The following is a 26,497-nucleotide window of genomic DNA, read 5'->3' on the forward strand; positions in this document are numbered from 1 at the left end:
TCCGTGCGGCGCGCTTTGGTCTTTGGTTTTATGCATGTCGCTGTCCCGGAACTGCTGCACACTTCCGGGCGACATGCATTATCGCCACATGCCGCGCATGCGGGCGCCGACATCGATGCGCACCTGCCGCGCCTGGGCTTGCGCCGCGGCATCGGATTTCACCTGCGGCCAGCTGCAGGCCTCGAAGAATTGCAGCAGGGTCGCTGGAATGAATCGGCTGCGCGAAGCATAGACATGCCGGTCGCCCTGCGCATTCTGCCCATAGGTGAAGAAGCGCTGCGGCACGACGAGGTCGAGACCATCGCGGGCGCGTGTCATTGCCACATAGAGCAGCCGGCGTTCTTCCTCGATTTCGGCGGTGGCGCCGACGGCAAGATCGCTCGGAATGCAGCCGTCGACGACATTCAGCATGAAGACCCTCGTCCACTCCTGGCCCTTGGCCGAATGGATGGTCGAGAGGATGAGGTAGTCCTCGTCGAGCAGCGGCACGCCGGCCTGGTCGCTGGTCGCATCCGGCGGATCGAGCGTGAGCTCGGTGAGGAAACGCTCGCGCGAGGCATAGCCGCCGGCGATCTGCTCGAGCTGCAACAAATCGGCCTGCCGCGTCGCCGCGTCCTCATGCAGCCGTTCCAGATGCGGCGCGTACCATTGCCGCGCCAGCTCGATTTCCGCCGGCCAGCCGGCCTTGCCGGATTTCATCTCCTGCAGCATCGAAACGAATGCCGTCCAATCCTCGCCGGAGCGCGGCGGCGCCGGCATGGCGGCCAGCGCCGATAGCGGGCTCGCGTCCTCGGACATCAGGTCGAGCGCCTTCTGCGCCGTCGACGGCCCGACGCCGGGCAGGATCTGCATCAGCCGGAAGCCCGCCACCCGGTCGCGGGGGTTCTGCGCGAAGCGAAGGGCGGCCAGCATGTCCTTCACATGGGCGCTGTCGAGAAATTTCAGTCCGCCGAACTTGACGAAGGGAATGTTGCGCCGGGTCAGCTCGACCTCCAACGGCCCGCTGTGATGCGAGGCGCGGAACAGCACCGCCTGCTGTTTGAGCTTGAGGCCTTCCTCGCGATGGTCGAGCACCTTCTCGGCGACGTAACGCGCCTGGTCGGTCTCGTCGCGGACCGTCACTAGGCGCGGCCGCTCGGAGGATTGCCGCTCGGTCCAGAGATTCTTGGTGAAGCGCTCCGAGGCGAGATCGATGACGGCGTTGGCGGCTGTCAGGATCGGTTGCGTCGAGCGATAGTTGCGGTCGAGCGTGACGATATCGGCGGGCGGACTGAAGGCCGCGGGAAAATCGAGAATGTTGCGGACTGTCGCTGCACGGAAGGAATAGATCGACTGCGCATCGTCGCCGACGACCGTCAGCCCCTGGCCTTGCGGCTTCAGTGCCATCAGGATCGAGGCCTGCAGCCGGTTGGTGTCCTGGTATTCGTCGACGAGAACATGGTCGAAGCGACTGCCGATATCCTCGGCAATCACGCTTTCGCCGACCATCTGCGCCCAGTAGAGCAAGAGGTCGTCGTAATCGAGCACATTCTGGGCCTGCTTCGCCTCGACGTAGCAGGCGAAAAGCTCACGTAGCTGTTTCTCCCACGCCGCGCACCAGGGAAAGGCGTCGCGCAGCACCTGGTCGAGCGCGGTCTCCGAATTCACCGCCCTGCTATAGATGGCAAGGCAGGTGCCCTTGGCCGGAAAGCGGCTTTCCGTCTTCGAGAAGCCGAGATCGTGCCGGATCAGGTTGATCAGGTCGGCGCTGTCTTCCCGGTCATGGATGGTGAAATCGGCATCGAGGCCGATCTGCTGGGCATATTCGCGTAAGAGCCGCGCGCCGATGCCGTGGAAGGTGCCGGACCACGTGAGCGCATCCGCCATGACGCCGGTCTTCGAACCGAGCACGTCGCGGCAGATGCGCTCGACGCGCCGCGCCATTTCCGCGGCGGCCCGGCGTGAAAAGGTCATCAGCAGGATGCGGCGCGGATCGGCGCCCTTGACGATCAGATGGGCGACCCGATGCGCCAGCGTATTCGTCTTGCCGGAGCCGGCGCCGGCAATGACCAGCAGCGGCCCGGCAATATGGCTGCCGTCGGTGAGCGTGCCATGCTCGACGGCCATGCGCTGCTGCGGATTGAGCTTTTCGAGATACATCCAGCCGTCCGGTCGGGCTCCCGCAGAATCACTGCGAGAAGATTAGATGTTCCTTGAATGTTCGCGAATTCGGCCGCTGTCAAGTCTGCGGCGCGGCGATCCTCAATCGGGGAAGTCCGGTCCCACCTCGCGCCGCACCAGCTTCAGGCTGCGGTCCGGCTGGAGAATATAGGTTTCCTCCACACGCTGGCCCGTCTCATTGTAGAACTGGTTGTAGACGGCGCTGCCGACCGGCGATTTGGTGAGCTTGGTGCGCGGTTGGCCGCCATAGGTGATGCTGCCGGGGATGGGTTCGAGCGCCGGGCTGTCGGCCGAGGAGCAGCCGGCCAGCAGGGCGCCGGCGAAAAGGGCGGGCAGTAGCGCTTTCATAGTCGTCATTCCTCTCAGACTGCAGCCAGATATGGAACGGCGGCGCCTTCCGCCAAGGTGCAGCACCGCAGTCCGCGAGGATATCACTGGCACATGGCATGGCAACGGAACCAAACGCCTTCCGAGGGGTTGAAATGCCGGATCTGAAACGCTGGAGACCCTCATGCAAACGCTTCTTCGCCTCTGGGCGTCCACCCTGATCATCGGCGTCTTTGCTGGCTCGGCCCATGCCTCGCTTGAGACCGGCACGGATTATTCCGCCTTGCCGAAGGATCAGATCGCCCTAAACGACTATACCGCCACCGTCGCCTGCCAGCCGGTCGAGCCGCATTATCTGCCGTCCTTCATCCGCGCGGCTGACGGCACGATCATCGGTGTCGGTTATGTCGAGGTGGAGAATGCCGGCGACGTGGGCTGCTGACAAACGGGGTTGTCCGAACGAGGCTCGCCGGCTTTTCCGGTGACGAGCCTCTGACCATCATCATGATGGCTACGTGTTTTCTATCGAAACAGCTATCCCGGGCGCAACGCCCTTTACGCCAAAACCCGGCACTGCTCGATCCAGGGTTAACTGAAAATTAAACAATGTCTCGTTCTGGCACGCTTTGCCGAACAGATCGAAAAACAGCCGGACGTTCCCTGGCGCGTTAATGCAGCAGCTTCAGCTTCGCCTCTTCGGCCGCCGCCAAGAACTCGGCTCTCGCCTCTTCCACGCTCTTGCGCCCGTCGAGTGCTGCCCGGCAGGTGCTGCGCGCCTTGATATAATGCAGTCCGCGCGCGCTCGGCCAGAGATCCGCCAGACATTTCAGCGCATCGAACGGCCCGTTGACGGTTCTGAGGTCAGCGCCTTCGAAACCGACCTTGACCGGGTCGTGCCATTTTTCAGTTGCCATCGATGCTCCTCCAGGGTTTCGACAGAACTACGCTGCAGCGCCCACCTATCCTCAAGCGAGACGCCGCCATGATAGCTATTCTAGCGAGATTTTTGCGGTCAACAATGGTGAATCGTTTGTTGCTGGCGAACGGAAATGTCACTTGGCGACCCCGGGATCGTAGGATTCGAAGGGAGCGACGCCCGTAGGCGAAGGAGAGGCCTTATATAAGCCATATGGTGCAGGCCCGTATCGCTGATCCGTGCTCCGCAAGCTAAGAGCTCAGTATGTGGTTAGCCGAAATCTGATCCAGACTGCTATTTTCTATGGCGCGCTGGCAATGCCGCCTATTGCGCACGCAGACATATCGGCTGAAGAAGCCTTCCTCGTCCATATCTCCATCGAAACGGTCCCGCGAATGCAGCGGGAATATCTGCGGGTCAACCTTCAGCGGCTGGGGAAGACGGAGACGATAGATATCGCCTCCTATGTGGCATCAGAGAGTGTTGATCGATGGTATGTAGAGGGCATATTTGACGGGGTTAATGGACTGCCCCACGAGCCAATTCCAGGTGAAGAAGTTGTGGTAACTGGCGAATTGATCGAACGGTGGCGGTTATCCCCGTTCCCGCCCTATTATCTCTAAGCGACCGAAATGCCCGATTGTACTGGCATGCAGTCCGCTTGGTGCGGACGGCTGCCCCTCACCCTGACCCTCTCCTCGTCAACGGGCCGAGGGGACGTGCCCCGCGACGGGGTGAGGGGAATAGAGAGGTCGCGGATTGTTCCCTTCGCCCCGTTTACGGGAGTCCGAAGGACGGGTCGAGACCCGTGGCTCGATCCCAGTCGGTGGCGGCAGCCGGATAAGGGCCAGCCAAGTGCAAGAAATGATGTCGGATAAGAAAACTGGTGCTGCCGAGTGGGATTGAACCACCGACCTCACCCTTACCAAGGGTGTGCTCTACCACTGAGCTACGGCAGCAGGACCAGATCCGCGTGGAGCCGGGCGGCTCAATTGCGGGAACGGGGCGGCTATTGCCACAGCTTGACGACAAGCGCAAGCCGCAAAATCCAACTTCGCGTGGATAGAGGTGCAAGGGCCTTTTGGATCGGCGCGAATTCGGCTAATTCTATATGCATGAACGACAAGACCGAAACCGGCCAGAAGAGCCGTAAAGAGGCAATCGAGGCACAGGCGAAACTGCGCCGCGAACGCGCCGCCGAAAAGCTCAGGGAAAATCTTTCGAGACGCAAACAGCAGGTGCGCGCCCGCCGTTCCGGCCAGGCCGACGAAACAAACGGGCTGCCCGCCGCAAAAATGGACGAATCGTAATGTTCCGTCCCAGACGAATTGAAGCCTCTTCATAAATCCCCTAAACACCTCACCTTCTTTCAAGGCAGAACTTTCAGGAAGTAAGCGCACATGGATCGTATCAGAATTGTCGGCGGTAATGAGCTGAATGGCATCATTCCGATTTCCGGCGCCAAGAATGCCGCACTGCCGCTGATGATCGCCTCGCTTCTGACCAGTGACACGCTGACGCTGGAAAACGTGCCGCATCTGGCCGATGTCGAGCTTCTGATGCGCATCCTCGGCAATCATGGCGTCGATGTCGCCGTCAACGGCCGCCGCGAGCGCCAGGAGGACTCCTACGCCCGCACGATCCATTTCACCTGCCGCACCATCGTCGATACCACCGCTTCTTATGAACTGGTCTCGAAGATGCGCGCCTCCTTCTGGGTCATCGGGCCACTGCTGGCGCGCGAAGGCCATTGCCGCGTGTCGCTGCCGGGCGGCTGCGCCATCGGCACGCGCCCCGTCGATCTTTTCATCGAAGGCCTGACGGCGCTCGGCGCGACCATGGAGATCGATGCCGGTTACATCAACGCCAAGGCTCCGGATGGCGGCCTGATCGGCGCGCGCTACACCTTCCCGAAGGTTTCGGTCGGCGCCACCCATGTGTTGATGATGGCGGCAACGCTTGCCCGCGGCACGACGGTTATCGGCAATGCCGCCCGCGAACCCGAAGTCGTCGATCTCGCCAACTGCCTGAACGCCATGGGCGCCAAGATATCAGGCGCCGGCACCTCGACCATCACCATCGAAGGCGTCACCTCGCTCTCGGGCGCCCGTCATCGCGTCCTGCCGGACCGCATCGAGACCGGCACCTACGCCATGGCCGTCGCCATGGCCGGCGGTGACGTCGTGCTCGAAAATACCGATGTGGCGCTGCTCGATACCGCGCTGGAAACCCTGCGCCGGGCCGGCGCCGACATCTCCGCGACCAATAACGGCATGCGCGTCAGGCGCAACGGCGCCGGCATCAAGCCGGTCGATATCGTCACCGATCCCTTCCCGGGTTTCCCCACCGATCTGCAGGCGCAGTTCATGGCGCTGATGACCCGCTCCTCCGGCATCTCGCATGTCACCGAGACAATCTTCGAAAATCGCTTCATGCACGTGCAGGAGCTTGCCCGGCTGGGCGCCAGGATTTCGCTCTCCGGCCAGACGGCGAAGATCGAAGGTGTCGAACGCCTGCGCGGCGCGCCTGTGATGGCGACCGATCTGCGTGCCTCCGTCTCGCTCGTCATCGCCGGTCTCGCCGCCGAGGGTGAAACTACGGTCTCCCGCGTCTACCACCTCGACCGCGGCTTCGAACGGCTCGAAGCGAAGCTGACCCGCTGCGGCGCAGTCGTCGAGCGCATCAGCGAGTAAGAGACACCTTCATTCCAGTTGCTTAATCGGTCGCAGCATCTTATTTCCCTTGTCTGACGCATCGCCATTCCGGCGATGCCTGTTAAATAGCAAGAGCATGATGTCGTCCGAAAACAGCTCGCGCTTTTCGGCATCCTGCTCTAGGGATTGAGCCTGAATGACCGACCTGAAGCTTGTTGCGCTCGATGACGAAGACCTCGCGATCATTTCTGCGCATATGCAGGATAGCGTCTTCAAGGTCGGCGACATCGACTGGTCGCCGCGCGGCGCCCAGTTCGCGCTTGCCGCCAATCGCTTCGTCTGGGAGAGTGCCGCGCGCAAGCGCAGAGGTTTCGAGCGCCGCCGCGCCGCTCTGGTGTTCAAGCGCGTGCTTGCCGTCCGTTCGCTCGGCATCGATCGCGGCAAACGCGATGAGGTTCTGTCGCTGCTGGCGCTCCGTTTCGAGAAAAAGGGCGATGGGCCGGATGGCACGATCGAGCTGGCGCTGTCGGGCACGGCCTCGATTGCGCTCGACGTCGAATGCATCGAGGTCCAGATGGCCGATATCGGTGGCGCATGGCAGGCGGCTTCCAAACCCCGCCACCCCTGAAGTTTGAACATCGCGGTTCGAGTTGAGAAGGAATATAGCTCTTGGCAATCTGGCTGGATCAGGCATCGGAAGGTTTCGAGCAGCATTTTGCCGCTTTTCTGACGACAAAGCGCGAAGTGTCCGAGGATGTGAACGCCGTCGCCCGCGCTATCATCGATGATGTCAGGACGCGCGGCGATGTGGCGCTGGCCGAATATTCGCTGAAGTTCGACGGCATCGATTTCGCCGCCGTGCCGATGCGCGTGACGCCTGAGGAGATCGACGCCGCGATCGAGGCGGTGCCTGCCGAAGTGCTGGGGGCGCTGAAGCTTGCGGCATTGCGCATCGAGAGCCATCATCGCCGGCAGCTGCCGAAGGACGATATCTACGAGGACGATCTCGGCGTCGGTCTAGGCTCGCGCTGGACGGCGATCGAGGCGGTCGGGCTCTATGTTCCGGGCGGCACCGCGAGCTATCCGAGTTCGGTGCTGATGAATGCGGTGCCGGCAAAGGTCGCCGGCGTTGAGCGCGTCGTCATCGCCGTTCCTGCCACAGGCGGCGCCGTCAATCCGGCGGTGCTCGCCGCCGCCAGGCTTGCCGGTGTGAGCGAGATCTACCGCGTCGGCGGCGCCCAGGCGATCGCCGCTCTCGCCTATGGCACCGACACGATCGCCCCGGTCGCCAAGATCACCGGTCCCGGCAACGCCTATGTCGCCGCCGCCAAGCGCCATGTCTTCGGCACCGTCGGCATCGATATGATCGCCGGCCCCTCCGAGGTGCTGGTGATTGCCGATAAGGACAACAATCCTGATTGGATCGCCGCCGACCTTTTGGCGCAGGCCGAGCACGATGCCAGCGCCCAGGCGATCCTGATCACCGATAATGTCGAATTCGGCAAGGCGGTGGAGCAGGCGGTCGAACGCCAGCTGAAGACGCTGAACCGCGCCGAGACGGCAGCGGCAAGCTGGCGCGATTTCGGCGCCGTCATCCTCGTTGCCGATCTGAAGCAAGCCATTCCGCTCGCCAACCGCATCGCAGCCGAGCATGTCGAGCTCGCCCTCGCCGATCCCGACCGGCTGCTCGACGGCATCCGCAATGCCGGCGCGATCTTCATCGGCGCTCATACGCCCGAGGTCATCGGCGATTATGTCGGGGGTTCGAACCATGTGCTGCCGACAGCGCGTTCGGCGCGCTTCTCCTCCGGTCTTTCGGTGCTCGATTTCGTCAAGCGCACCTCGATCCTGCGCCTGGGGCCGGCTGAGTTGCGCACCCTCGGCCCGGCGGCGATCGCGCTTGCCGTCTCCGAAGGTCTCGATGCCCATGCGCGGTCGGTCGCGATCCGCCTCAACCTCGATTAGGTGAGGGCATGGCGGCGGGCGATTTCCGGCTTTGCGACGTCGTCCTGGACGATACGATCGGCCGTTCGACACCCGATGTCGAGCATGAACGCGCCGTCGCCATCTTCGATCTCATCGAGGAGAACAGGTTCGAGCCGCTCGGCCATTCCGGCGGTCCTTACCGGCTGAACATCTCGCTGATGGATTCGAAGCTGGTGTTCGCCATCAAGACGGAAGAAGGCGGCGATGTCGCCACCCATATCCTGTCGCTCACCCCGTTCCGGCGGATCGTCAAAGATTACTTCATGATCTGCGAAAGCTATTACGAAGCGATCCGATCGGCCACGCCAAGCCGCATCGAGGCGATCGATATGGGCCGGCGCGGCATCCACAATGAAGGCTCGCAGACGCTGAAAGACAGGCTGGCCGGCAAGATCGAGGTAGATTTCGACACCGCCCGGCGCCTTTTCACGCTGGTCTGCGTGCTCTACTGGCGCGGATGACGGCGATGGAGCTCGCCGCCGACGTCGGGGACGCAAAAAGGCCAGGCGCCATCCTCTTCATGTGCGGCCTGAACGCCATCCGCTCGCCGATGGCCGAAGCGATCGCCCGTAGCATTCTGCCTGCCAATACCTATATAAGGTCCGCCGGCGTTCGCGCCGGCGAGCGCGATCCGTTCGTCGATGTCGTGCTCGACGAAATCGGGCTTTCTCTCGGGCGCCGCCAGCCGCAGACGCTGGAAGAACTCGAAGACGATTATTTCGATCTGATCATCACGTTGTCGCCGCAGGCCCATCACGCCGCACTCGAGCTGACGCGGTCGAACGCGATTGACGTCGTCTACTGGCCGACCATGGATCCGACGGTCGTCAGCGGCACGCGCGAGCAGATACTGGACAGCTATCGCGAGGTTCGCGATCACCTGGCCGTCCTCATCGAGAGCCGGCTGCTCAAACGAAATGGCATTGCCGCGCAATCGGCATGAAAACAAATAAAGGAAAGCCTGATCAACAAGGTTCACAAACCTGCGTTGATTGTGTAGTTTCCGCCCAAATTTTAAAGGCGCGCGTTGCGCTGCCTCTGCAACCCACAGGAAGAAAACCACTATATGCCGAAAGAAGAAGTCCTCGAATTCCCGGGAATCGTCACCGAACTTCTGCCGAATGCGACGTTTCGCGTGAAGCTTGAAAACGAACACGAGATCATCGCTCATACCGCCGGCCGCATGCGCAAGAACCGCATCCGCGTTCTCGCGGGCGATAAGGTGCTTGTGGAAATGACGCCCTACGATCTGACCAAGGGCCGCATCACCTATCGTTTCAAGTAAGTCTGCTCGCTCCCGTCCGCCGATGGTCGAGGTTTCATGGCGCTGAAATACAAGCTCATTCTGGCCTCGGGCTCGCCCCGCCGCGTCGACCTGCTCAACCAGGCCGGCATCGAGCCTTCGCGCCTGATGCCGATGGATATCGACGAAACGCCGAAGAAGTCGGAGCATCCGCGTTCGCTCGCCCGAAGGCTGTCGGCCGAGAAGGCCGAGGCAGCACTTGCCGCCATCAAGGGCGATATCACCTGGAAGGGGAGCTATATCCTCTCCGCCGATACGGTGGTCGCCGTCGGCCGGCGCATTCTCGGCAAGGCCGAGTTCGCCGACGAGGCGCTGAGTTCGCTGCATCTCCTGTCGGGACGCAACCATCTCGTCTATACCGGCATCTGCCTGGTGACGCCGGATCGCAAGATTCGCCAGAAGATCGTCGAGACCAAGGTGCGCTTCAAGCGGCTCTCCGGTTTCGAGATCGAGAACTACCTAGCCTCCGGCCAGTGGCGCGGCAAGGCGGGCGCTTACGGCATCCAGGGCCTTGCCGGCACTTTCGTGCAGAAGATGGTGGGCTCCTACACCAATGTCGTCGGCCTGCCGCTATATGAAACCATTCTGCTTCTGACCGGCGAGGGCTTCGATGTGCATAGCCGGTGGCCCGAGGGCTGACCCACGGCCAATGCTTAAAGCGCGTCACGATCTTTCAGATCTGCGCGTCGCGCTTTAAGGCTTTGTTTTTATGCATGTCGTTGTCGCAAAAAAGCGCTGACACTGTTGCGCGACATGCTTTAGGACGGAACCGATCATGCTCGAAGACAAGAAAGCCGCCGCCAAGGTCGAGCCCCTGCGCAAGACGCGCCCTTGCCCGGAATGCGGCAAACCATCGAACCGAGAACATTACCCCTTCTGCTCCAACCGCTGCCGTGAGGTCGATCTCTCCCGCTGGCTGACCGGCTCCTATGCCATTCCAGTGGCCGACGACGAAACGAAGGCCGATTATCCCGACGAGGAAAACTAGCAGATTTCCTCCCCGAAGCTCTTATTTTTCCACATGAATCGGCAAAATCGGCAAGACCGTCAAAAAAGAGTCATTTGACGCTTGCCATGGGCGAACAAGATGCTATAACCCCGCTCGCTTCCGGGGCGAACCAAGGCCCCGCAGTTCTTTTCATCAAGAGCACCGCAGCGAAGCAGGTTGGCCCAGGTAGCTCAGTTGGTAGAGCAGCGGATTGAAAATCCGCGTGTCGGTGGTTCGATTCCGCCCCTGGGCACCACACGGTTCCAAAACAGTCTCATCGGTTCAGCGTTCCTTCGGGAACGCTATCCCAAGCGTCTACTCGATACTCGCCAAAACCTCGGAGATAACCGAGAATTTCGTGGCCTGCCAGCGTCTGTAGTCGAGGACGAATCTCGCGGAAACCCAGCAATCCCCGCTCATTTGGGTAGCCTCCCATCCCAGCAGTCCCTGATTTTGCGCGGCCGCCAGCAATCTGCTGGCATGACTGCGGGAAATGACATATTCGGCCGCGGTCAGTCGTGCAGAGACATCGCCCACCCAGGTGCGTTCACCTACGACCGGTGCCAGTGGCACACGCGACATGAGGTCGTGCAATATGTTGCTTCCGGATTCGGACCTTACGAACAGCGCAACGCTTTCGGGCGGGCTATACCAATCCGGATGGTTAAACAGCCGACGTGCAATACGCGGCTGAGCGCGATACAGAATTGTCTCATCCGCCTCCGACCACCGACAGCGATCTCCCGCGTCCATGCCGTCCAAGGAACGAAGGTGCCCTTCGAACCATTGCCGGATCAAGGTTTCAGCATAGGCGCTCGCCTGTAACGGTTTGGCGCGCCGATCCGTCGTCTCCACCGGCTCGAATAATTTGTAATACGCCATCTCCTTCATATGTGCGACGACGGTGTTGTGGCTCGCGATGTGGTTCTCGACTAGAAACTTTGCAAGGTTGGAAGCGGTCAAAGGGGGGCAGGACGGGTTGAGCTTCCGCTCAAAATGCAGTGCCAACGCCGCCTGGCTGAGCAGCCACTTCTGCAGATCGGCAACATAACGCACTATTCTCGGCGCTCTGCGATGGATTGCCAGTAGCTCGGAGGCGGATTCACGCAGAGCTGCGGCAAAAGCGGCGTCCGTCATGAGATCTTCAACACTGTAGCTGCGGCATCTATTCTGCAGTGAGGCTGAACGTAAAGGTATCGACATTTAAAACCGAAGTGTAAGCGATGCTGGTTCGGGATAATAAAAATAGCGAATAGACAAATGTCACTGCTAGGCCAGCGACTGGCCGACTTTAGCGAAAATTTGCGTACAATTCGAGCAGGCTTTTGTTGCAGATGCTTGCTCCCAAAGCTTTGACTGGAGGTCTCTTTCGGCCGAAACAACGGGCGCTATCGGCCGGGTTCTTCATGGAGAACTGCAGCCCCGCTTTCTAGGATCGGCGATTGAATGTTGCGAGCATCGCCGCGCCGACCAGACCGGACAGCAGAGACCCAAGCAGGATGCCCATCTTCACATGGTCCTGGACGTCGGGATCGTTGAATGCAAGCAGCCCGATGAAAAGGCTCATCGTGAAGCCAATGCCGCAGAGGGCGGCCACACCGGTCATCTGCCCCCAGCTCGCCTTGGCTGGAAGGTCGGCGAGACCGATTTTGACGAGCAGGAAGACCGTGCTGAGAACGCCGACCAGTTTTCCAAGCAAAAGTCCTGCCGCCACGCCGAGGGTCAATGGCTCGGTCAGCGTGGCAGCCGAGACGCCAGAGAAGGAGACGCCGGCATTGGCAAAGCCGAAGATCGGAACGACGATGAATGCGACGGGCTTCTGTAGGATGTGCTCGAGATGGTGCAACGGCGACTGCTCGTGGCTCGCCTCGCGCGTTCCCGGCGTTGCCTTCAACGGAATCGTCAGTGCGAGAAGAACGCCGGCCAATGTCGCGTGGATTCCGGATGCGAAGACGAGCACCCAGAGCACGGCGCCGAGCAGCAGATACGGCCATAGCTTCAGAATCCTGGCCCGGTTCATGCCATAGAGCGCGGCGAGCACCGCCGCAGCCGCTGCGAGCGCCAGCAGGTTGAGATCGCTCGTGTAGAACAGCGCAATGATCACGACGGCCCCCAGGTCATCGATGATCGCCAGTGCCGCCAGGAAGATCTTCAACGAGGCAGGCACGCGCGGGCCGAACAGGGAGATGACGCCCAGGGCGAATGCGATGTCCGTCGCCGTCGGGATCGCCCAGCCACGCAGGGCGGCCGGGTTTTCCCGGTTGAACAGGATGTAGAAGAGGGCGGGGAAGAGCATGCCTCCCAGTGCCGCCGCACCCGGCAGAATGCGGCGACTCCAGCTGGAGAGCTGGCCGTCCAGCATTTCGCGCTTGATCTCGAGCCCGACGAGGAGAAAGAACAGCGCCATCAGCGCGTCATTGATCCAGTGCAGCAGGCTGAGCGGCCCTAGATAGATATGAAGAGCGTGGAAGTAACCCTCTGCAAGCGGTGAGTTCGCCGTCACGATTGCCGCCAAGGCGACTGCCATCAGCACCAGACCGCCTGACGCTTCGCTATCGAGGAACTGGCGAAGGGTGGATCGGATGAGACCTGGAGAGATAGGCTGCGACACCGGTCAGCGCTCCCTGTGCTTTGGAAGGTTGATCTTCAGTCTCCGTCGATTTCGGGAAAGCCCGTGGCGCACGCAGCACACGCCATCCCTGCAAGATAAAGGGGTCGCATCGCCATTGCCAGCGAAATCGGCAAAGAGGCGCAGGTCCGTTGGACCTGCCGCTCGCTTCGCTTCTCACTGGAATGCGTAGTCGGCGGGCACCATCTGGGTTTCGATGGCGAAGGTGACCTCATCCCCGAGCTCGGGAATTGCGAAGTCCAGCCCCCATTCGCTCCGCTTGATGCTGCCCCTCGCCGAGAAGCCGATTTTCGGGACGCCCATCATCGGGTGCTTGGCCATCGAGCCGTTGAAGGTGACATCGAGCGTTGCCGGATGCGTCTCGCCGCGAAAGGTCAGCAAGCCTTCGACGGTGCCGGTTTTCTCGCCCGTGATCTGGATGGCCCTGGACACGAAGGTGATCGGCTTGGCGGCGAGGAACGTCTTGTCGCCGCCGATCTCGGCATCGAAGTCGACCTTGTCAGGCCAGGGGTAGTCGGTCCGGACCGAGAGCGGATCGATCGTGACCGACAGGGCGGAGGTCTCCGGCCGTTCCGGCTTCCAGTCGAGCCGCGCGTCGACCCTGGTGAAGCGCGCGGTGTAGTGCGACAGGCCGGAGTGGTTGAAGGACCAGTTGAAGCTCGAATGCGAGGGATCGGTCTTGTAGGCCCCGCCGGGCCCCGGGTCGTCGGCGGCGGCGAAAGCGGTGATCGCGCTCAGGGCGAGAGCGAACAGAAATGCAGGGATGCGCAGCATGGATATGTCCTTGAGTCTGGAATGATGAGGCTGGCTCAGGCCGCCTTGTCGCGGGTGAGGGACTGGAGGCGCTTCCAGACTTTTGCCGCCTGGGGAATGTCGAGGTCGAACACGGTTTCGAACGTGTCGGCGAGATGATCCGCGCTGGTGATGCGCTGCTCGCTGAGGCTGTTTGCGGTTACGCGGCGCAGGCAGTCGTTCTGCAGCGCGACATAGCCGTCTGCCGTGTGTCGCAGGACGGCGAGCGCATTGGTGAAGGGGGAGGCGGGATCCTGCATCAGCCAGCCATGGGTTGCGACCATGGCGGCCTCGTCGCTGTGGTCTGGCTTGAAATCGAAGCTCTTGGCAATGCCATGCATGTGATTGTTGAAACGCAGCCAGCCGCCATCCGCCGGCATGATCGAGAAGTCGAAGCCGCGCTGGCTGATCGGCCCGACGGCCAGCGGCACCGGCTCGATGATGGCATCCGCCACGCCGACTTCGGCAAGATAGGAACGGTCGAGATCGACGCGCAGGGTGAGGTGATTGCCAATGGCGATATCGCCGAGCTTTTCCCGTTGCACGCCGCCGCAAAGGCGGGTCACGCGAAAGCCGAGCGCAGCTAGCGCGGCGCCGAAGAGGCCGTTCATCTCGTAGCACCAGCCACCGCGCCGTCCCTCGACCATCTTGGCGAAGGCCGCGGCCGGCGTGATCGCGGAGGGCCAACCCATGAAGGCATCGAGCGCTTCAAAGGTGAAGGTCATGAGATGGGCGCGGTGCAGCTGCGACAGGGTGTCGATACTGACACGCAGCGGCTGCTCGAGCCCGGATCCGGGCCAGATAGGCATCGAGCTGCGTTGTTGTCAGGGTCATTGCGTTTTCGTTCGAAGGCACGTGTGTCATCCTTCGGTCTCCTTTCGATGGACCGTTGTCCGGGTTCCGGTTGTCTGTTTGGGTGGTTCAGGCGACCTTGCGGTCGCCCTCGGGCAGGATGGTCAGGCCGAAGCCCCTGGCGACCGAGGCGATCTGCTCGGGCGTTTCGGGCCTGGAGAGCTCGACGATCGGAAAGAAACTTTCGAACCCGCCCGGTGTGACGACGACCATGAGGCGGCCCTCCACCTTCCCCACATTGCGGAAACGGTGTGGCAAACCGCGCGGCAATGCGATGCAGCCGCCTTCCGCAAGTTCGACATAGTCGCCGGCGCACCAGAAGCCGAAGCGGCCGGCAAGGACGCGGAAGAACTCGTCCTCGCGCTCGTGCACATGCAGAGGCGGACCTTCGCCGGCCGGCACGAAGGCCTCGAACATGCCGAGAGAACCGCCGGTACTGGCGGCCATCATGCGGATGACATGCCTGCCGAATGCCATTGCCAGCGTCCCACACCCGGACGGCGAGACCGCAGCTTGGGTGAATGTCATCATGTCGGGTCTCCTTTGCTTGAGTACACCCCACCGATTACTTTGCGTCCTCTCCCATGATAAGAGGGATAAACCGACATCATTGTATGGATAATTGCACTCATGAAAACGCTTGATCCGCTTGACGGGATTGCCGCATTTCTAACGGTTTCCACGCATCTGAGCTTCACGAAGGCGGCCGAGGAACTGAGCATGGCGCGGGCGACGGTCGGCGCCCAAGTCAGACAACTCGAGGATCGCCTCGGCATCCGCCTCTTTCAAAGATCGACGCGCAAGGTCGCCCTGACGGAGGCCGGGGCCGCTTACAGGCAGGCGCTTTCGGGAATCCTGCCGCAGATAAGAGAGGCCGAACGGGCCGCAATCTCGTTTCAGAAGGAAGCTGTCGGGCGATTGCGGGTGTCGGCGCCCCCCGACCTCGGGCACCTCGTGATCGTGCCGGCAGTTTCGGAGTTCCTCAAACTCAACCCGGCTGTGTCAGTCGAACTCGACCTGTCACATCGGCCGGTGAACTTGGTCGAGGATGGCTTCGACCTTGCAATTCGAGGCCGCCTTGAGGTCGATATCAATCTCATCACCCGACAACTGGCGACATCGTCAATCGTGATTTCCGCTTCACCGGCCTATATTGCCGAACACGGGGTGCCAATGACGCCGCATGACCTCGTTCACCACGCCTGCCTTCACTTCGCCGAACTAAGATGGGGGCGGATTTGGCCGTTCAGCAGGGACGGTGAGGAGTTTCGCATTCCCATCGTGCCCCGCCTGGAGCTTAATCATAGTCTTGGTCTTCGCGACGCCGCCGTGCTAGGACTCGGCATAGTCCTTCTGCCCGACTTTGTCGTCGGGGAAGACCTCAGGCAGGGCCGGTTGGTCCGTCTTCTCCCCGATTGGGATATCAGCACGATACAGTTACAGGCAGTCTATCCGGCCAATCGCCATATCGCGGTAAAGGTCCGACGCTTCGTCTCGTTCCTGGCAGGCAAACTGCGACCATAGACGAAGTCCCAATTCGGATCGGAAAACGCGGGCGGCGAAGGTTTGATCGGGGCTGCGGCAGCAGGTGGACAGACGATCAAGGTCAGTCATGAGCCTTGTGCGCCGATTGGGCGCTGGAGGCGGAAGGGCCGCTGGTCCTTGAAGCCGTCGCAGGTGAATACCCATAAGCTGAGTGCGGCGAAATCCTCCAGTGGCGTCTGCGCCAACGAGCACCGCCACTCTCCTATGAACAAAACCGTATCGTCGTGCGAAGGCCGATCACCAATTCGTGTTCGCCATGCCTGTAACAAGCGGCATCGTCGGCTCGAAAGAGGGATTACGCGGCCGATGACCGGTACGCGGATCTTTGCAAGAGGAGACCATCCATGAACCGTTCCACTCTCACCCTCGCCCTCGCAGGCTCGCTCGCCACTGCGATTTCATCCGCTGCCTTCGCCGCGCCTCTGCCGGCGGAGAAAATGGTGGGCAACGAGAAATGCTATGGCATCGCCCTCAAGGGCCACAATGATTGTGCCGCCGGTGCCGGCACGACCTGCGCCGGTACATCGACGATGGATTATCAGGGGAACGCCTGGAAGGCCGTCCCCGCTGGCACCTGCACCAGCATGAATGTCAACGGGCACATGGGTAAGCTCGAGCCGACCAAAGGCTGACAACGAAAGCGGAGGTCCGATGCCCGGGCCTCCGTGCTTTTCTGCTAAACCTGGAGAACCGCGATGACCGCTTCAGCAACCCGACCCGTCCCCCTGCCTGCGCGGGCCGGCCTCGGCCTTAAAGCCGAGCACTACCAGACTATTCTGGCCGATCTGCCGGATGTCGGCTTCTTTGAGATCCATGCCGAGAACTACATGGGCGCAGGTGGGCCGCCGCATCGCTATCTCCAAGCCATCACGGAGCACTATCCGCTTTCGCTGCACGGCGTCGGTCTATCGATCGGCGCGGCGCGCGGGCTCGACAAGGCGCATCTGACGCGGCTTCGCAGCTTGCTCGACCGCTATCGGCCGCAGAGTTTTTCCGAACATCTGGCCTGGTCGACCCATGACACGGGATTTCTCAACGATTTGTTGCCGCTACCCTACACGGAAGAAACGCTGGCGCGCGTCGTCGACCATGTCGATGAAACGCAACAGGCGCTCGGGCGGCAACTGCTGCTGGAAAACCCTTCCACCTATATGCTGTTCGCCGAGAGTACGATCGATGAAGTGGATTTTCTGGCGACGATCGCGCAGCGGACGGGCTGTGGCCTTCTGCTCGACGTCAACAATGTGATGGTCTCGGCGGTAAACCACCGGCTCGATGCCGCCACCTATATAGATCGTTTTCCGGTCGAGTTCGTCGGCGAGATTCACCTTGCGGGTTACGACGAAACCGTCGACCCCGCCGGCGATCGGCTGCTGATTGACGCGCACGCGACGGCGGTGAAGAGCGACGTATTGGCGCTCTACAAACATACCCTGGCGCGCACCGGCTCACTTCCGACGCTGATTGAATGGGACAATAATGTTCCGGATTTCGCCACATTGTATTCAGAGGCCAAACGCGTGGATGCAATGCTCGCCGCCGAAACCTTTCGCCGCGGCGGGCGCCGGATCCGGGCGGCGTGACGATGGATTTCGCAGCCCGCCAAGCCGCCTTCGCCGATGCCTTGCTGCATCCCGACCGGCCGGTTCCGGACGGCGTCATCAACGCACGCGGCGAGCCCGACGCGGCACGGTTTGCCGTATACCGCAACAATGTGTTCGTCGGGCTGACAAAGGCGCTGGCGCAACGCTTTCCGGTGACTGAGAGGCTCGTCGGCTCGGAGTTCTTTGCAGCCATGGCGCGGGCCTACGTCCAGGATCACAAGCCGGCCTCGCCGCTGATCATGGAATATGGCGACGATTTCCCCGACTTCGTCGCAGCTTTTGAGCCTGCAGGCACGCTTGTCTATCTGCCCGATGTCGCCCGGCTCGAGGCCGCCTGGACGGAGGCTTACCACGCCGCCGACAGCGCGCCTCTCGATCTTGCGGCATTCGGAGCCGTGGCGCCCGAGATGCTTTCGGACTTGCGGCTCCTCCCACACCCCTCGGCACGCCTGATCCTGTCGAATTTTCCGGTTGGTTCGATCTGGAGCGCACATCAAGAGGCGGTGGTTTCGCCGGTCTCCGACTGGGGTGGGCAAGCGGTGCTGGTCGTGCGACCGGAGATGTCGGTCAATGTTCATGTCCTGCCGCCGCGGGACGCCGTTTTTGCCGCCGCCTTGTTCAACGCCGCCACTCTCGGCGAGGCGGCAGAGGCGGCATTTGCGGCTGCCCCGGAATTCGATTTCGGAACGGCGCTGGTCGGCCTTGCCGGTATCGGCGCGTTTAGAGCCTTTCAACAGTATAAAGGAAACTCCACATGAAAACCGAAGTGGCCCCTTCGCACGGCTTTGGCGCTGCCGCTGCCTCCCTCGTCACTCGCGTTGAAGCGCTGCTCGCCTCCGTTCCCAGGTCGCTGCCGCTGCTGGCACTGCGTTTTGCGCTGGCTATTCCCTTCTTCAAGTCGGGGCTGACGAAATGGGACGGCTTCCTGACGCTTTCATCGGGCGCAAGATATCTATTCGAGCAGGAGTTCAAGCTTCATATCTTCGGCAGCGCAGTCGCCTACCCCTTTCCTCTGACGATGGCGACGGCCGCCGGAATCGGAGAACTGGTTCTGCCAATTCTGCTGATCCTCGGCCTGGCCACACGCTTCGCTGCCCTCGGTCTGCTGCTGATGACGGCGATTATCCAGCTCACCATCCCGGATGGCTGGGCAAATTTTCATTTGCCCTGGGCGGCAATGGCGCTGGCGTTGGTCGTGTTCGGCGGGGGCAAGATTGCGGTTGATCCGTTTGTCTTGCAGCGCCGTAAATGACGCGGCGGCCAGACGCCTCATCGCCGCGAGGAGGCGCTCAGCTGGCATGAGGGCCTGCGCCGGACGAAGGGGCTGGCGTAGAACCGTCCGGCGTCATGGCGTCAGCGGCTGCCGCCGCAATGGGACGGTCATGAGATGTCTCCTGCACGAAAGTGCCGGCAGCCTAGCGCGCATCACCCGGAAAGGCTTTAGCCGGCCTCGTCAAGGGACCTTGCCGCTTCAAGCAGAAGCTGCTTCATTTTCTCGCGAACCGTCTGAGCGCTGATCGCGACGTCGGCATATTGCAGATCGCTGAGAATCTTTCTGAAGACGTTCTCATCTCCTGACTCCAGCAACTCGGCGGAAATGACTTCGTCGAAATAGACGTCGAAGTCGGTTCTTCCGATGAGCTCGGCCGCCCAGCGTGCCAGCAGCCGGTCACGCCTCGCCTTGATATGGAACGAACGCTCGAGCTTCACGATGTACTCTTTCTCGAGTGCTTCTTCACGCTCGTCGATGATGCCCATCATCGATCCTCCCGCTGAATGGCCGTCAGTTGTTTGAATGCGTCGCATTCGCTGCGCAAGCAATCATTTGGAAACTGCCTGCACGAAGGCCTCTCGCACCATTTCACCACATAATTGGGTAAATCAAAAAAGTTAGAGCGGTTCTGCGCTTCCACTCAAAACAAGAGGAGCGACCCCAGAGACAGAATGAGTGCGGGGACCATGACGACGGTTCCGAGTTTTAGAAACGTCCAGGCGCCGATATGCAGTCCTTCGCGGCGCAGGGCAGACAGCCACAAGATCGTCGCCAGCGACCCCGTCACCGACAGATTGGGTCCGAGATCGACGCCGATCAGCACGGCGCCGGCGATCTTGTCGGAGACACCTGCGGCCTGCACCACGCTGCCGGCAAGCAGGCCGGCAGGAAGATTGTTCACGAGGTTGCAGATCACGCCGACGAGCAGGCCCGCCACGCCGATCGCCTGCGATTGCGAGGCCGAGGCAAGCGCAGCCAGCTGATCGGAGAGAATGTTCGTCAGCCCGGTATGATCGAGCGATTCGACGATGACGAACAGGCCGGCGACCAGCGGCAGAACGCTCCAGCTGATGCCCTTCATCGTCTCGGCCGGGCTTTGCCGCGTCAGCATCAGAACGATCGCGGTGGTGATCGTGCCCGCAACAAAGGTCGGCACGCCGAGGTCGACATGCATGGCCGACGCCGTGATAAGAACGATGGCCGTCAGCAGGATTCCCCATCCCGCGAGGTGGGCGCTGCGGGAGAGGGGCGGTTGCTGCGTGTCGGCGGCAAGAGTGTCTTCTGCAAGGGCGCGGCGTTGCGTCCAGTAGAGGCAGAGGAACGTGGCGACGATCGAAATGATCGACGGCAGCATGAATGTCGACAGCCAGCGGGAGAGCGGCGGCATATCACCGCCGGCAAAGATCACGAGATTGGCCGGGTTGGAAATCGGCAGAACGAAGCTCGCAGCATTGGCGATGAAGGCGCAGATCAGCAGATAAGGCATCGGGTCTTTGACCCGCGCCGTCCGGCAGGCGGCATAGACGGCCGGCGTCAGCACCACGGCCGTCGCATCGTTGGAAAGAAAGACAGTGACAATCACGCCGACAAGATAGACGAGCACGAAGAGACGCCGGGGTGATCCTTGGGCGTACGCGATTGCAATGGCGGCGATCCAGTCGAACAGGCCTTCGCGCCGGGCAAGTTCGGAGAGCAGCATCATGCCGATCAGAAAGAGATAAACGTCGCCGCCCTTGGCGACGCCCGCCAGGACATCATGGGGTCCGACGAGGCGAAAGGCGAGCAGGAGCAGGGCGCCGAAGACGGCCCAGATCGCTTCCGGCCACCGAAAGGGACGCACGACGACGCCCATCGCAGTGAGACCGGCGATCCCCCAGGTCATGGCATGTTCAGTCATTTGCAATCGCGTTCGGTTGGTGCGCGGCAGAACAGCCGCTTTGGTTGTTGCGAGAGTGTTTTGCCGTTCAAATACATGTTTGCTCAGGCACTGACAAATCCGTTTAGCTTGGAAAACTAACAATTGCCGGAAACCAAAGCCCGAAATCAGCCGATCGGCTGCACATCCGTAACGGAACAATCACAGCTGGATCTGGTTTAACTCACACCCGTATCCCCAGGCGGAGATGACGATGTGGGCAGTTCTGATTGGTGCCGCGCTCATAATCGGCGGCCTTCTTTTTCTCCTTCGGCCGACGCTTCGTCGAAAGCCGAGTGATCCCCACCTGATGCCGCAGGGCGGCGCCACGCTCGAACCGCGGCGCCAAGGCCTGAGGTTCCTCAGCTTGGCGCGGAACTGGCCGGCGATGGTTGTCATCGCGGTCGGCGCAATTCTTCTGGTTTTCGGGAGCTATTGGTGACAGACAACGGTGTGAGCCACTCCGCACCGCTTCCCTTCCAACAAAATTCCCAGTTTGCCGCCAGTATATCGGAAGCTCACGCGGACGTATTGAGAAGGCCGGCAGCCAAGGCGTCGAAGGCCTCGACAGCTCTTGGCAACAGATCCTGCGGCCGGTCAGTCGCCGCGATCCAGAGGGCGGCATTGAGCGCAGCGCCGTTGAGCAGCCGGGCGGCTGCTTCCGCGTCGACCGGCTTGAGGGCGCCCCGGACGATAAGGCGCTCGATTGTCTGCCTGGTTGCCTGAAGACAACTGCTCTGGCTCGGCCATTGTGAAGGATCACCCAGCACGGCAGGCCCATCGAGCAGGACGATGCGCTGGACCTCCGGATCGAGCGCCATTTCGATATAAGCCGCGCCCTCGGCGAGAAGGCCCTGCCAATCATCACCCGCGCGGGCGCCGATCTCCTTTGCACGCGACGCCATTTCCGTGTCGATCTGATCGACAACGGCTGCAAGCAGCCCGCGCTTGTCTCCGAAGTTGTGATAGAGCGCTCCCCGCGTCAGGCCGACTTCGGCAGTCAGTTCGTCCATCGAAGCGGCGGCATATCCTTTCTCGGCAAAGGCCTTTCGGGCGGCCGCGATTAGCTTCACACGATTTTCCTCCATCGTCTCGCTGCGCCTTCTTACCATCTCACCTCCAATTTCGCATACGGGCCGTATATGAGACTTGACATCCGGCCCGTGACGTAGTTCATATACGCGACGTATATCAAACGGCAGGGTGACCTGTGAAGCCCCTCCATCGCCTGCTGCTCATCTAATCACGATAGGAAGCGAGATCGACAATGACCCGACGCGAAGCAATCTTTCCGGCGAACAGACACGCCCTTTACGAGGACCATGGTTATTCGGCCGCCATCCGAACCGGTGATCTTCTGTTCGTCTCCGGCCAGGTCGGCAGCCGTTCCGATGGAACACCTGAACCGGACTTCCAGCACCAGGTCAGGCTGGCTTTCGAAAACCTCAAGGCGACGCTGGAGGCTGCAGGCTGTACCTTTGACGACATAGTGGATGTGACGACATTCCATACCGATCCGGAGAACCAGTTTGAAACGATCATGGCCGTCAAGCAGGAGACTTTCAGCGAGCCGCCCTATCCGAATTGGACCGCGATCGGTGTGAACTGGCTGGCAGGCTTCGATTTCGAGATCAAGGTCATCGCCCGCATTCCGGCATGATGCCGCAGGGCTCCCGTTCGGTCTGCGTCTTGTCACCTACTGAGCGAAGAGCTCCGGGATGATCACGCGCGCGCGATCGCGCAGACTTGCCGCTTCTTGCTCGTCGATAAAGTGGTAAGGCCATCTCAGCCTTGTGGTGACCGGGCCCCAGTTGCCGATCGCGGCAAGCAGTTTGTCGAGCGCTGCATTAGAATAGCCGCGGTCACGGCGAAACGGGACGATGTGATCGTCCATGAAGGCGCAGATGCGGCTTTCGATATCAAGCGCTGCGTCCAGATCCCGATGCATCAGCTCTGTCCAGGCCTGGGCGCCGCGGGGATGAAGACAGGCAACATTCGAAAACGCCCCGGCAGCAACGCCCTGCTTTATGCCGGTTGCGAGATGGTGGCCGGGAATGAACAGCGAAAATTCGGAAAGATGCGCTCGTGCCTGCGCATACCAGGCGTCGTCGCCATCGGCGATCTTCATCCCGACCACTGACGGACAGGGGCCGCAAACCTCACGGAGCTCGGCTGGCGACAGGACACGTTTCGCATGCGGCGGATTATAAAGGATGAGCGGGGTTCCTTCCGCCGCCTCCGACGCGCGCTTCAGGAAGTCGGTGGCTTCGAGGTTGGTGAGCGGCCACCAGTCGGGGAAGATCACCTGGATCGCCAATGGCTTGTGAAAGGTTGCGCGGCGCAGCCGATCGAGCATGATGATCGGATCGGGCTGGCAGGCGCCGATGACGAACGGCATTCTGGCCGCGCGGCAACGCGACGCCAGCACGTCTTGAATTCGCTCGTACTCCGCTTGCCGCTGATTGTGGAATTCTCCCGCGGTGCCATTCGAATAGATGCCATCGACCTTGGCGGCGATCAGAATGTCGATTTCCTCGGCGAGCTTTTCGAAATCGATGCTGTCGTCTTCGGCAATGGGGAGCAGCAGGCTAGCCCAGTTGCCAGCGATCGGGTGGCGGCGGGTGGTGGTCATCGCACGTCCCTCAGTTCAGGTCATCTCGGACACAGGCTTTGAAATGCCCGGGCTTCATTTCGCGCAGTTCCGGCACGGTCTCGCCGCAGGCGGGCAAGGCGTTCGGACAGCGCGTGCGAAAGACGCAGCCGCTCGGGGGATCGGCGGGGCTCGGAATATCGCCCTTGAGGATCTGGCGGTGGCGCGGCGAATCGGGATCGGGCGAAGGGATCGCCGAGAGCAGCGCCCGGGTGTAGGGATGCAGGGGTCTGGCATAAAGCGCAGCACTTGGCGCGATCTCCATGATCCGGCCGAGATAGAGGACGATCACCCGGTCGCAGATATATTCGACCACGGCGAGATCGTGGCTGATGAACAGCATGGTCAGCCCAAGACCCTGCTGCAGCTCACGCAGAAGATTGATCACCTGCGCCTGGATCGAGACATCGAGCGCGGAGACCGGCTCGTCGGCGACGATGAATTCCGGCGCGAGCGTCAGCGCCCGGGCGATGCCGATCCGCTGCCGCTGGCCGCCCGAGAACTCGTGGGCATAACGGTTGACGGCGTCCGTGGGAAGATCGACCTGCTCGAGCGCGGCGCGGGCGCGGTCCAATCGCTCTCTTGCCGTGCCGACGCCCTGAATCTTCAGTCCCTCGGTCAGAATTTCGCCGATTGTCATGCGGGGCGACAGGCTCGCGAACGGGTCCTGAAAAATATATTGCATCCGGGGCCGCAGGCGACGCATTGCCGATGAGGACAGGCTCGTGAGTTCGGTGCCGTCGAAGCGGACGCTTCCGGCGGAGGGTTCGACAAGCCGCAGCACTGATCGCCCGATCGTGGTCTTGCCGCTGCCGGATTCGCCGACCAGCCCGACCACCTCGCCCCTGCCGACATCGAAGGATATGGCCCGCAGGATGGTCAGCTTGGTTCCGCGGGACGTATAATCTTTCCCAAGGTCGCGGACGGAGAGAAGGGGCTCGCTCATCGGATCTCCTGCCAGCGAATGCAGCGGCTCTGGTGGCGCGGATTGACGTCGGCTAGCGGCGGCACAGCCACACGGCAGTCGTCAATTGCGAATTTGCAGCGGGGCTGGAAAGCGCAACCGGCGGGCATATTCATCAGGCTCGGTACGACGCCTGGAATGGCCGCCAGCCTTTCACCGGCCTGCTTCATCCGGCTTGCATCCCCAAGTTTGGGCATCGAGGCCAGAAGGCCGATCGTGTAGGGATGCCTTGGATTGCGGAAAACCTCGGCCACTGGCCCGGTCTCGACGATCCGCCCGGCATACATCACCGCCACCCGATGCGCGATTTCGGCGACGACGCCGAGATTATGGGTGACGAAGAGCATGGCCATGCCGCGCTCGCGCTGCAGCCTCTGCAGGAGGGCGAGGATCTGCGCCTGGATAGTGACGTCGAGCGCCGTCGTCGGCTCGTCGGCTATCAGCAGCGTCGGGTCGCAGGCAAGGGCCATGGCAATTGTGGCGCGCTGGCGCATGCCGCCGGATAATTCGTGCGGATATTGACCGGCACGGCGCCTGGCATCGGGAATGCCCACACTGTCGAGAAGCGCGACGGCCGCATCCATGGCGGTCTTCCGGTCCGCTCCGCGATGGATGCGGATCGGCTCCGAGATCTGGTCGCCGATCGTATAGACGGGATTGAGGCTCGACATCGGCTCCTGAAAGACCATGCCGATATCATTGCCGCGAATGGCGCGCATCTCAGGTTCGGCGATCGAGACAAGGTCGCTGACCGCACCATTCTTGCGCTTCAGGTGGATGCTACCGGCGGCGATTGCACCGATATTGCGGGTCAGGAGCCGCATGACCGAAAGGCTGGTTACCGATTTGCCCGAACCGGACTCGCCGACGAGCGCAAGCGTCTCGCCGGCGGCCACGCTCAGATCGATGCCGTTGACCGCCGTCACCTCGCCCGAGCGGATGCGGAAGACGGTCCGCAGCCCCTTGATGTCGAGAATGGTGTCGGCGGTATGTGGTATGGCATCCATCAGGCAAGCAGGCCGGTGGCGCGGAGGATTTGGTCGATCCTCGCAGTTTCGGCCTCGTTGAGCGCCGCGCGCGGGCGCGGCATCAGCGCCGTATCGATGATGCCGAGGCTCTTCATCGCCGCCTTGAAGGCGCCGATGCCGGCAGCGCCGCCGCTGACGCGGCCCGCCCCGACCCAGACGATTTCGAAGAGCCGGCAGAGCCGTTCCTGCTCCTTGCGGGCGGCGACCCAGTCGCCGCGCTGGGCAGCATTCCAGAGCCTGACGTAGCCATGCGGATCGACATTGGCGATGCCGGGCACCACGCCGTGGGCGCCCATCTGCAGCGCCGTGTCGACGACGATCTCTGAGCCGGTCATCAGAAAGACATCCTTGTTGCCGGCGAGATCGAGCAGCACGTAACGGAAATTGCCGTCGTCGCCGCTCGAATCCTTGATGCCGATGATAGTTCCCTCCTTCGCCAGCGTCACGCTGGTCTGGCGCTGCAGTTTCACATGCACGCAGACGGGAATGTCATAAGCGATCAGCGGCACGTCGACGGCATCGCGGATATAGCGGAAGTGATCGATGGTCTCGGCCTGGCTGGTGACCGTGTAGAACGGCGCCGTCACGACAACCGCGTCGGCGCCGGCCGATTTGGCGATCCTGGCATGGTTGATGACCCGGTCGGTGGTGGGGTCGATGACCCCGACGATCAGCGGCACCCGGCCGTTGATGACCTTGGCCGAGTGCTCGATGATCTCCTGCCGGGTTTGTTCGTCGTGGAAGATCACCTCGCTGGTCGAGCCGAGCACGAACAGGCCGTGGCAGCCGGCCTCGATCAGATTTTCCAGCACCCGCGTATAGGACGGGTAATCGACGGTGTAATCCTTGTTCAACGGGGTTACGACGGGAGGAACGACACCCTTGAATTTGCTCATTTTCGCTTTCTTTCG

Annotated in this window: 33 protein-coding genes and 2 tRNA genes; 19 read left to right on the forward strand and 16 right to left on the reverse strand. The window is 61.6% G+C overall.

Translation table 11 applies throughout. The features are described from left to right. Positions 1–78 precede the first annotated feature (78 nt). Positions 79–2,139, reverse strand: a complete 2,061-nt coding sequence (locus RHE_RS02895) for an ATP-dependent helicase (RefSeq protein ID WP_011423942.1) — start codon at positions 2,137–2,139, stop codon at positions 79–81. 102 nt (positions 2,140–2,241) lie between these two features. Then, positions 2,242–2,508 carry a hypothetical protein gene (locus RHE_RS02900; protein WP_011423943.1) on the reverse strand — a complete coding sequence of 89 codons (267 nt, stop codon included), beginning with the start codon at positions 2,506–2,508 and terminating at the stop codon, positions 2,242–2,244. 163 nt (positions 2,509–2,671) lie between these two features. Between RHE_RS02900 and RHE_RS02905 the strand changes: the two genes are divergently transcribed. Further along, a complete protein-coding gene (locus RHE_RS02905; protein WP_020920342.1) occupies positions 2,672–2,929 on the forward strand; it encodes a hypothetical protein in 258 nt (85 codons plus the stop codon). A gap of 226 nt (positions 2,930–3,155) precedes the next feature. Here the strand turns inward: RHE_RS02905 and RHE_RS02910 are convergent, their stop codons facing one another. Continuing rightward, positions 3,156–3,401: a DUF982 domain-containing protein gene (locus RHE_RS02910; RefSeq protein WP_009996061.1), complete on the reverse strand. Its 246-nt coding sequence runs from the start codon at positions 3,399–3,401 to the stop codon at positions 3,156–3,158. 268 nt (positions 3,402–3,669) lie between these two features. Here RHE_RS02910 and RHE_RS02915 point away from each other — a divergent pair, with 268 nt between their 5' ends. Beyond that, positions 3,670–4,026, forward strand: a complete 357-nt coding sequence (locus RHE_RS02915; protein ID WP_244425754.1) for a hypothetical protein — start codon at positions 3,670–3,672, stop codon at positions 4,024–4,026. Between the two features lie 261 nt (positions 4,027–4,287). Here the strand turns inward: RHE_RS02915 and RHE_RS02920 are convergent. Further along, a tRNA-Thr gene (locus RHE_RS02920) sits at positions 4,288–4,362 on the reverse strand. A 156-nt stretch (positions 4,363–4,518) separates the two neighbouring features. Here RHE_RS02920 and RHE_RS02925 point away from each other — a divergent pair. From RHE_RS02925 to RHE_RS02970, 10 genes are all read left to right on the forward strand, one after another. Further along, positions 4,519–4,713: a hypothetical protein gene (locus RHE_RS02925; RefSeq protein ID WP_011423945.1), complete on the forward strand. Its 195-nt coding sequence runs from the start codon at positions 4,519–4,521 to the stop codon at positions 4,711–4,713. 90 nt (positions 4,714–4,803) lie between these two features. Beyond that, the gene (gene murA, locus RHE_RS02930; protein WP_011423946.1) at positions 4,804–6,096 is read left to right on the forward strand and encodes a UDP-N-acetylglucosamine 1-carboxyvinyltransferase; all 1,293 of its coding nucleotides are present in this window, start codon (positions 4,804–4,806) and stop codon (positions 6,094–6,096) included. 157 nt (positions 6,097–6,253) lie between these two features. Further along, positions 6,254–6,685, forward strand: coding sequence for a DUF2948 family protein (locus RHE_RS02935; protein ID WP_011423947.1), 432 nt, complete (start codon positions 6,254–6,256; stop codon positions 6,683–6,685). A 41-nt stretch (positions 6,686–6,726) separates the two neighbouring features. Continuing rightward, positions 6,727–8,022: a histidinol dehydrogenase gene (gene hisD / locus RHE_RS02940; RefSeq protein WP_011423948.1), complete on the forward strand. Its 1,296-nt coding sequence runs from the start codon at positions 6,727–6,729 to the stop codon at positions 8,020–8,022. Between the two features lie 8 nt (positions 8,023–8,030). After that, positions 8,031–8,504 carry a UPF0262 family protein gene (locus RHE_RS02945; protein WP_011423949.1) on the forward strand — a complete coding sequence of 158 codons (474 nt, stop codon included), beginning with the start codon at positions 8,031–8,033 and terminating at the stop codon, positions 8,502–8,504. Then, a complete protein-coding gene (locus RHE_RS02950) occupies positions 8,501–8,986 on the forward strand; it encodes an arsenate-mycothiol transferase ArsC (RefSeq protein ID WP_011423950.1) in 486 nt (161 codons plus the stop codon). Before RHE_RS02945 ends, RHE_RS02950 begins: the two co-directional genes overlap by 4 nt. Before the next feature lie 123 nt (positions 8,987–9,109). Further along, on the forward strand, positions 9,110–9,328 hold the full coding sequence (gene infA, locus RHE_RS02955) for a translation initiation factor IF-1 (RefSeq protein ID WP_003545338.1): 219 nt from the start codon (positions 9,110–9,112) through the stop codon (positions 9,326–9,328). Positions 9,329–9,364: 36 nt separating this feature from the next. Continuing rightward, entirely contained in the window at positions 9,365–9,985 is a 621-nt protein-coding gene (locus RHE_RS02960) for a Maf-like protein (RefSeq protein ID WP_011423951.1), read from the forward strand. A gap of 136 nt (positions 9,986–10,121) precedes the next feature. Next, the gene (yacG, locus tag RHE_RS02965; RefSeq protein ID WP_011423952.1) at positions 10,122–10,334 is read left to right on the forward strand and encodes a DNA gyrase inhibitor YacG; all 213 of its coding nucleotides are present in this window, start codon (positions 10,122–10,124) and stop codon (positions 10,332–10,334) included. 180 nt (positions 10,335–10,514) lie between these two features. Continuing rightward, a tRNA-Phe gene (locus RHE_RS02970) sits at positions 10,515–10,590 on the forward strand. Between the two features lie 59 nt (positions 10,591–10,649). On the opposite strand, the gene RHE_RS02975 is transcribed toward RHE_RS02970, so the two are convergent. From RHE_RS02975 to RHE_RS02995, 5 genes are all read right to left on the reverse strand, one after another. Then, on the reverse strand, positions 10,650–11,471 hold the full coding sequence (locus RHE_RS02975; RefSeq protein ID WP_011423953.1) for a hypothetical protein: 822 nt from the start codon (positions 11,469–11,471) through the stop codon (positions 10,650–10,652). A 292-nt stretch (positions 11,472–11,763) separates the two neighbouring features. Then, the gene (gene nhaA / locus RHE_RS02980) at positions 11,764–12,945 is read right to left on the reverse strand and encodes a Na+/H+ antiporter NhaA (protein ID WP_011423954.1); all 1,182 of its coding nucleotides are present in this window, start codon (positions 12,943–12,945) and stop codon (positions 11,764–11,766) included. Positions 12,946–13,119: 174 nt separating this feature from the next. Beyond that, the gene (locus RHE_RS02985) at positions 13,120–13,737 is read right to left on the reverse strand and encodes a YceI family protein (protein WP_011423955.1); all 618 of its coding nucleotides are present in this window, start codon (positions 13,735–13,737) and stop codon (positions 13,120–13,122) included. A gap of 35 nt (positions 13,738–13,772) precedes the next feature. After that, complete coding sequence (locus tag RHE_RS02990; RefSeq protein WP_011423956.1) at positions 13,773–14,564, reverse strand: arylamine N-acetyltransferase family protein; 792 nt, start codon at positions 14,562–14,564, stop codon at positions 13,773–13,775. A 112-nt stretch (positions 14,565–14,676) separates the two neighbouring features. Beyond that, complete coding sequence (locus RHE_RS02995) at positions 14,677–15,138, reverse strand: cupin domain-containing protein (protein WP_011423957.1); 462 nt, start codon at positions 15,136–15,138, stop codon at positions 14,677–14,679. 99 nt (positions 15,139–15,237) lie between these two features. On the opposite strand from RHE_RS02995, the gene RHE_RS03000 reads away from it, so the two are divergent. From RHE_RS03000 to RHE_RS03020, 5 genes are all read left to right on the forward strand, one after another. Further along, on the forward strand, positions 15,238–16,131 hold the full coding sequence (locus RHE_RS03000) for a LysR family transcriptional regulator (RefSeq protein ID WP_011423958.1): 894 nt from the start codon (positions 15,238–15,240) through the stop codon (positions 16,129–16,131). A gap of 365 nt (positions 16,132–16,496) precedes the next feature. Further along, positions 16,497–16,784 (forward strand): BufA1 family periplasmic bufferin-type metallophore, encoded by a 288-nt coding sequence (locus tag RHE_RS03005; protein ID WP_011423959.1) that lies wholly within the window; start codon positions 16,497–16,499, stop codon positions 16,782–16,784. A gap of 63 nt (positions 16,785–16,847) precedes the next feature. Beyond that, positions 16,848–17,735 carry an MNIO family bufferin maturase gene (bufB, locus tag RHE_RS03010; protein ID WP_011423960.1) on the forward strand — a complete coding sequence of 296 codons (888 nt, stop codon included), beginning with the start codon at positions 16,848–16,850 and terminating at the stop codon, positions 17,733–17,735. Between the two features lie 2 nt (positions 17,736–17,737). Then, complete coding sequence (locus RHE_RS03015) at positions 17,738–18,514, forward strand: HvfC/BufC N-terminal domain-containing protein (protein WP_011423961.1); 777 nt, start codon at positions 17,738–17,740, stop codon at positions 18,512–18,514. After that, complete coding sequence (locus RHE_RS03020; protein ID WP_011423962.1) at positions 18,511–19,008, forward strand: DoxX family protein; 498 nt, start codon at positions 18,511–18,513, stop codon at positions 19,006–19,008. The genes RHE_RS03015 and RHE_RS03020 overlap by 4 nt, the downstream gene beginning before the upstream one ends. A gap of 188 nt (positions 19,009–19,196) precedes the next feature. Here RHE_RS03020 and RHE_RS03025 read toward each other — a convergent pair whose 3' ends face one another. Then, a complete protein-coding gene (locus RHE_RS03025) occupies positions 19,197–19,517 on the reverse strand; it encodes an ATPase inhibitor subunit zeta (RefSeq protein ID WP_157700389.1) in 321 nt (106 codons plus the stop codon). Between the two features lie 152 nt (positions 19,518–19,669). Next, positions 19,670–20,926: an arsenic transporter gene (locus RHE_RS03030; protein ID WP_042117866.1), complete on the reverse strand. Its 1,257-nt coding sequence runs from the start codon at positions 20,924–20,926 to the stop codon at positions 19,670–19,672. A gap of 232 nt (positions 20,927–21,158) precedes the next feature. Here RHE_RS03030 and RHE_RS03035 point away from each other — a divergent pair, with 232 nt between their 5' ends. Beyond that, complete coding sequence (locus RHE_RS03035) at positions 21,159–21,386, forward strand: hypothetical protein (RefSeq protein WP_011423965.1); 228 nt, start codon at positions 21,159–21,161, stop codon at positions 21,384–21,386. Positions 21,387–21,462: 76 nt separating this feature from the next. Here the strand turns inward: RHE_RS03035 and RHE_RS03040 are convergent, their stop codons facing one another. Then, positions 21,463–22,056, reverse strand: coding sequence for a TetR/AcrR family transcriptional regulator (locus RHE_RS03040; protein ID WP_042117869.1), 594 nt, complete (start codon positions 22,054–22,056; stop codon positions 21,463–21,465). 155 nt (positions 22,057–22,211) lie between these two features. Here RHE_RS03040 and RHE_RS03045 point away from each other — a divergent pair, with 155 nt between their 5' ends. Next, on the forward strand, positions 22,212–22,604 hold the full coding sequence (locus RHE_RS03045; RefSeq protein ID WP_011423967.1) for a RidA family protein: 393 nt from the start codon (positions 22,212–22,214) through the stop codon (positions 22,602–22,604). A 36-nt stretch (positions 22,605–22,640) separates the two neighbouring features. On the opposite strand, the gene RHE_RS03050 is transcribed toward RHE_RS03045, so the two are convergent. Genes RHE_RS03050 through RHE_RS03065 form a run of 4 tightly spaced genes read right to left on the reverse strand, consistent with a single transcriptional unit; the run spans position 22,641 to position 26,482 of the window. Next, entirely contained in the window at positions 22,641–23,576 is a 936-nt protein-coding gene (locus RHE_RS03050) for a dihydrodipicolinate synthase family protein (protein WP_011423968.1), read from the reverse strand. A 10-nt stretch (positions 23,577–23,586) separates the two neighbouring features. Next, entirely contained in the window at positions 23,587–24,540 is a 954-nt protein-coding gene (locus tag RHE_RS03055) for an ABC transporter ATP-binding protein (RefSeq protein ID WP_011423969.1), read from the reverse strand. Further along, entirely contained in the window at positions 24,537–25,565 is a 1,029-nt protein-coding gene (locus tag RHE_RS03060) for an ABC transporter ATP-binding protein (protein ID WP_011423970.1), read from the reverse strand. Before RHE_RS03060 ends, RHE_RS03055 begins: the two co-directional genes overlap by 4 nt. Further along, the gene (locus RHE_RS03065; protein ID WP_011423971.1) at positions 25,565–26,482 is read right to left on the reverse strand and encodes a dihydrodipicolinate synthase family protein; all 918 of its coding nucleotides are present in this window, start codon (positions 26,480–26,482) and stop codon (positions 25,565–25,567) included. The genes RHE_RS03060 and RHE_RS03065 overlap by 1 nt, the downstream gene beginning before the upstream one ends. Between the last annotated feature and the right edge of the window lie 15 nt (positions 26,483–26,497).

The sequence above is a fragment of the Rhizobium etli CFN 42 genome, assembly GCF_000092045.1.
GTDB classification, from domain to species: domain Bacteria; phylum Pseudomonadota; class Alphaproteobacteria; order Rhizobiales; family Rhizobiaceae; genus Rhizobium; species Rhizobium etli.

Excerpts from the sequence above, each read along its gene's own strand:
- RHE_RS02895 (WP_011423942.1), bottom strand. The coding sequence starts at position 2,139 with ATGTATCTCGAAAAGCTCAATCCGCAGCAGCGCATGGCCGTCGAGCAT.
- RHE_RS02900 (WP_011423943.1), bottom strand. The coding sequence starts at position 2,508 with ATGAAAGCGCTACTGCCCGCCCTTTTCGCCGGCGCCCTGCTGGCCGGC.
- RHE_RS02905 (WP_020920342.1), top strand. The coding sequence starts at position 2,672 with ATGCAAACGCTTCTTCGCCTCTGGGCGTCCACCCTGATCATCGGCGTC.
- RHE_RS02910 (WP_009996061.1), bottom strand. The coding sequence starts at position 3,401 with ATGGCAACTGAAAAATGGCACGACCCGGTCAAGGTCGGTTTCGAAGGC.
- RHE_RS02925 (WP_011423945.1), top strand. The coding sequence starts at position 4,519 with ATGAACGACAAGACCGAAACCGGCCAGAAGAGCCGTAAAGAGGCAATC.
- murA (WP_011423946.1), top strand. The coding sequence starts at position 4,804 with ATGGATCGTATCAGAATTGTCGGCGGTAATGAGCTGAATGGCATCATT.
- RHE_RS02935 (WP_011423947.1), top strand. The coding sequence starts at position 6,254 with ATGACCGACCTGAAGCTTGTTGCGCTCGATGACGAAGACCTCGCGATC.
- RHE_RS02945 (WP_011423949.1), top strand. The coding sequence starts at position 8,031 with ATGGCGGCGGGCGATTTCCGGCTTTGCGACGTCGTCCTGGACGATACG.
- RHE_RS02950 (WP_011423950.1), top strand. The coding sequence starts at position 8,501 with ATGACGGCGATGGAGCTCGCCGCCGACGTCGGGGACGCAAAAAGGCCA.
- infA (WP_003545338.1), top strand. The coding sequence starts at position 9,110 with ATGCCGAAAGAAGAAGTCCTCGAATTCCCGGGAATCGTCACCGAACTT.
- RHE_RS02960 (WP_011423951.1), top strand. The coding sequence starts at position 9,365 with ATGGCGCTGAAATACAAGCTCATTCTGGCCTCGGGCTCGCCCCGCCGC.
- yacG (WP_011423952.1), top strand. The coding sequence starts at position 10,122 with ATGCTCGAAGACAAGAAAGCCGCCGCCAAGGTCGAGCCCCTGCGCAAG.
- RHE_RS02975 (WP_011423953.1), bottom strand. The coding sequence starts at position 11,471 with ATGACGGACGCCGCTTTTGCCGCAGCTCTGCGTGAATCCGCCTCCGAG.
- RHE_RS02985 (WP_011423955.1), bottom strand. The coding sequence starts at position 13,737 with ATGCTGCGCATCCCTGCATTTCTGTTCGCTCTCGCCCTGAGCGCGATC.
- RHE_RS02990 (WP_011423956.1), bottom strand. The coding sequence starts at position 14,564 with ATGCCTATCTGGCCCGGATCCGGGCTCGAGCAGCCGCTGCGTGTCAGT.
- RHE_RS02995 (WP_011423957.1), bottom strand. The coding sequence starts at position 15,138 with ATGATGACATTCACCCAAGCTGCGGTCTCGCCGTCCGGGTGTGGGACG.
- RHE_RS03000 (WP_011423958.1), top strand. The coding sequence starts at position 15,238 with ATGAAAACGCTTGATCCGCTTGACGGGATTGCCGCATTTCTAACGGTT.
- RHE_RS03005 (WP_011423959.1), top strand. The coding sequence starts at position 16,497 with ATGAACCGTTCCACTCTCACCCTCGCCCTCGCAGGCTCGCTCGCCACT.
- bufB (WP_011423960.1), top strand. The coding sequence starts at position 16,848 with ATGACCGCTTCAGCAACCCGACCCGTCCCCCTGCCTGCGCGGGCCGGC.
- RHE_RS03015 (WP_011423961.1), top strand. The coding sequence starts at position 17,738 with ATGGATTTCGCAGCCCGCCAAGCCGCCTTCGCCGATGCCTTGCTGCAT.
- RHE_RS03020 (WP_011423962.1), top strand. The coding sequence starts at position 18,511 with ATGAAAACCGAAGTGGCCCCTTCGCACGGCTTTGGCGCTGCCGCTGCC.
- RHE_RS03025 (WP_157700389.1), bottom strand. The coding sequence starts at position 19,517 with ATGATGGGCATCATCGACGAGCGTGAAGAAGCACTCGAGAAAGAGTAC.
- RHE_RS03030 (WP_042117866.1), bottom strand. The coding sequence starts at position 20,926 with ATGACTGAACATGCCATGACCTGGGGGATCGCCGGTCTCACTGCGATG.
- RHE_RS03035 (WP_011423965.1), top strand. The coding sequence starts at position 21,159 with ATGTGGGCAGTTCTGATTGGTGCCGCGCTCATAATCGGCGGCCTTCTT.
- RHE_RS03040 (WP_042117869.1), bottom strand. The coding sequence starts at position 22,056 with ATGGTAAGAAGGCGCAGCGAGACGATGGAGGAAAATCGTGTGAAGCTA.
- RHE_RS03045 (WP_011423967.1), top strand. The coding sequence starts at position 22,212 with ATGACCCGACGCGAAGCAATCTTTCCGGCGAACAGACACGCCCTTTAC.
- RHE_RS03050 (WP_011423968.1), bottom strand. The coding sequence starts at position 23,576 with ATGACCACCACCCGCCGCCACCCGATCGCTGGCAACTGGGCTAGCCTG.
- RHE_RS03055 (WP_011423969.1), bottom strand. The coding sequence starts at position 24,540 with ATGAGCGAGCCCCTTCTCTCCGTCCGCGACCTTGGGAAAGATTATACG.
- RHE_RS03060 (WP_011423970.1), bottom strand. The coding sequence starts at position 25,565 with ATGGATGCCATACCACATACCGCCGACACCATTCTCGACATCAAGGGG.
- RHE_RS03065 (WP_011423971.1), bottom strand. The coding sequence starts at position 26,482 with ATGAGCAAATTCAAGGGTGTCGTTCCTCCCGTCGTAACCCCGTTGAAC.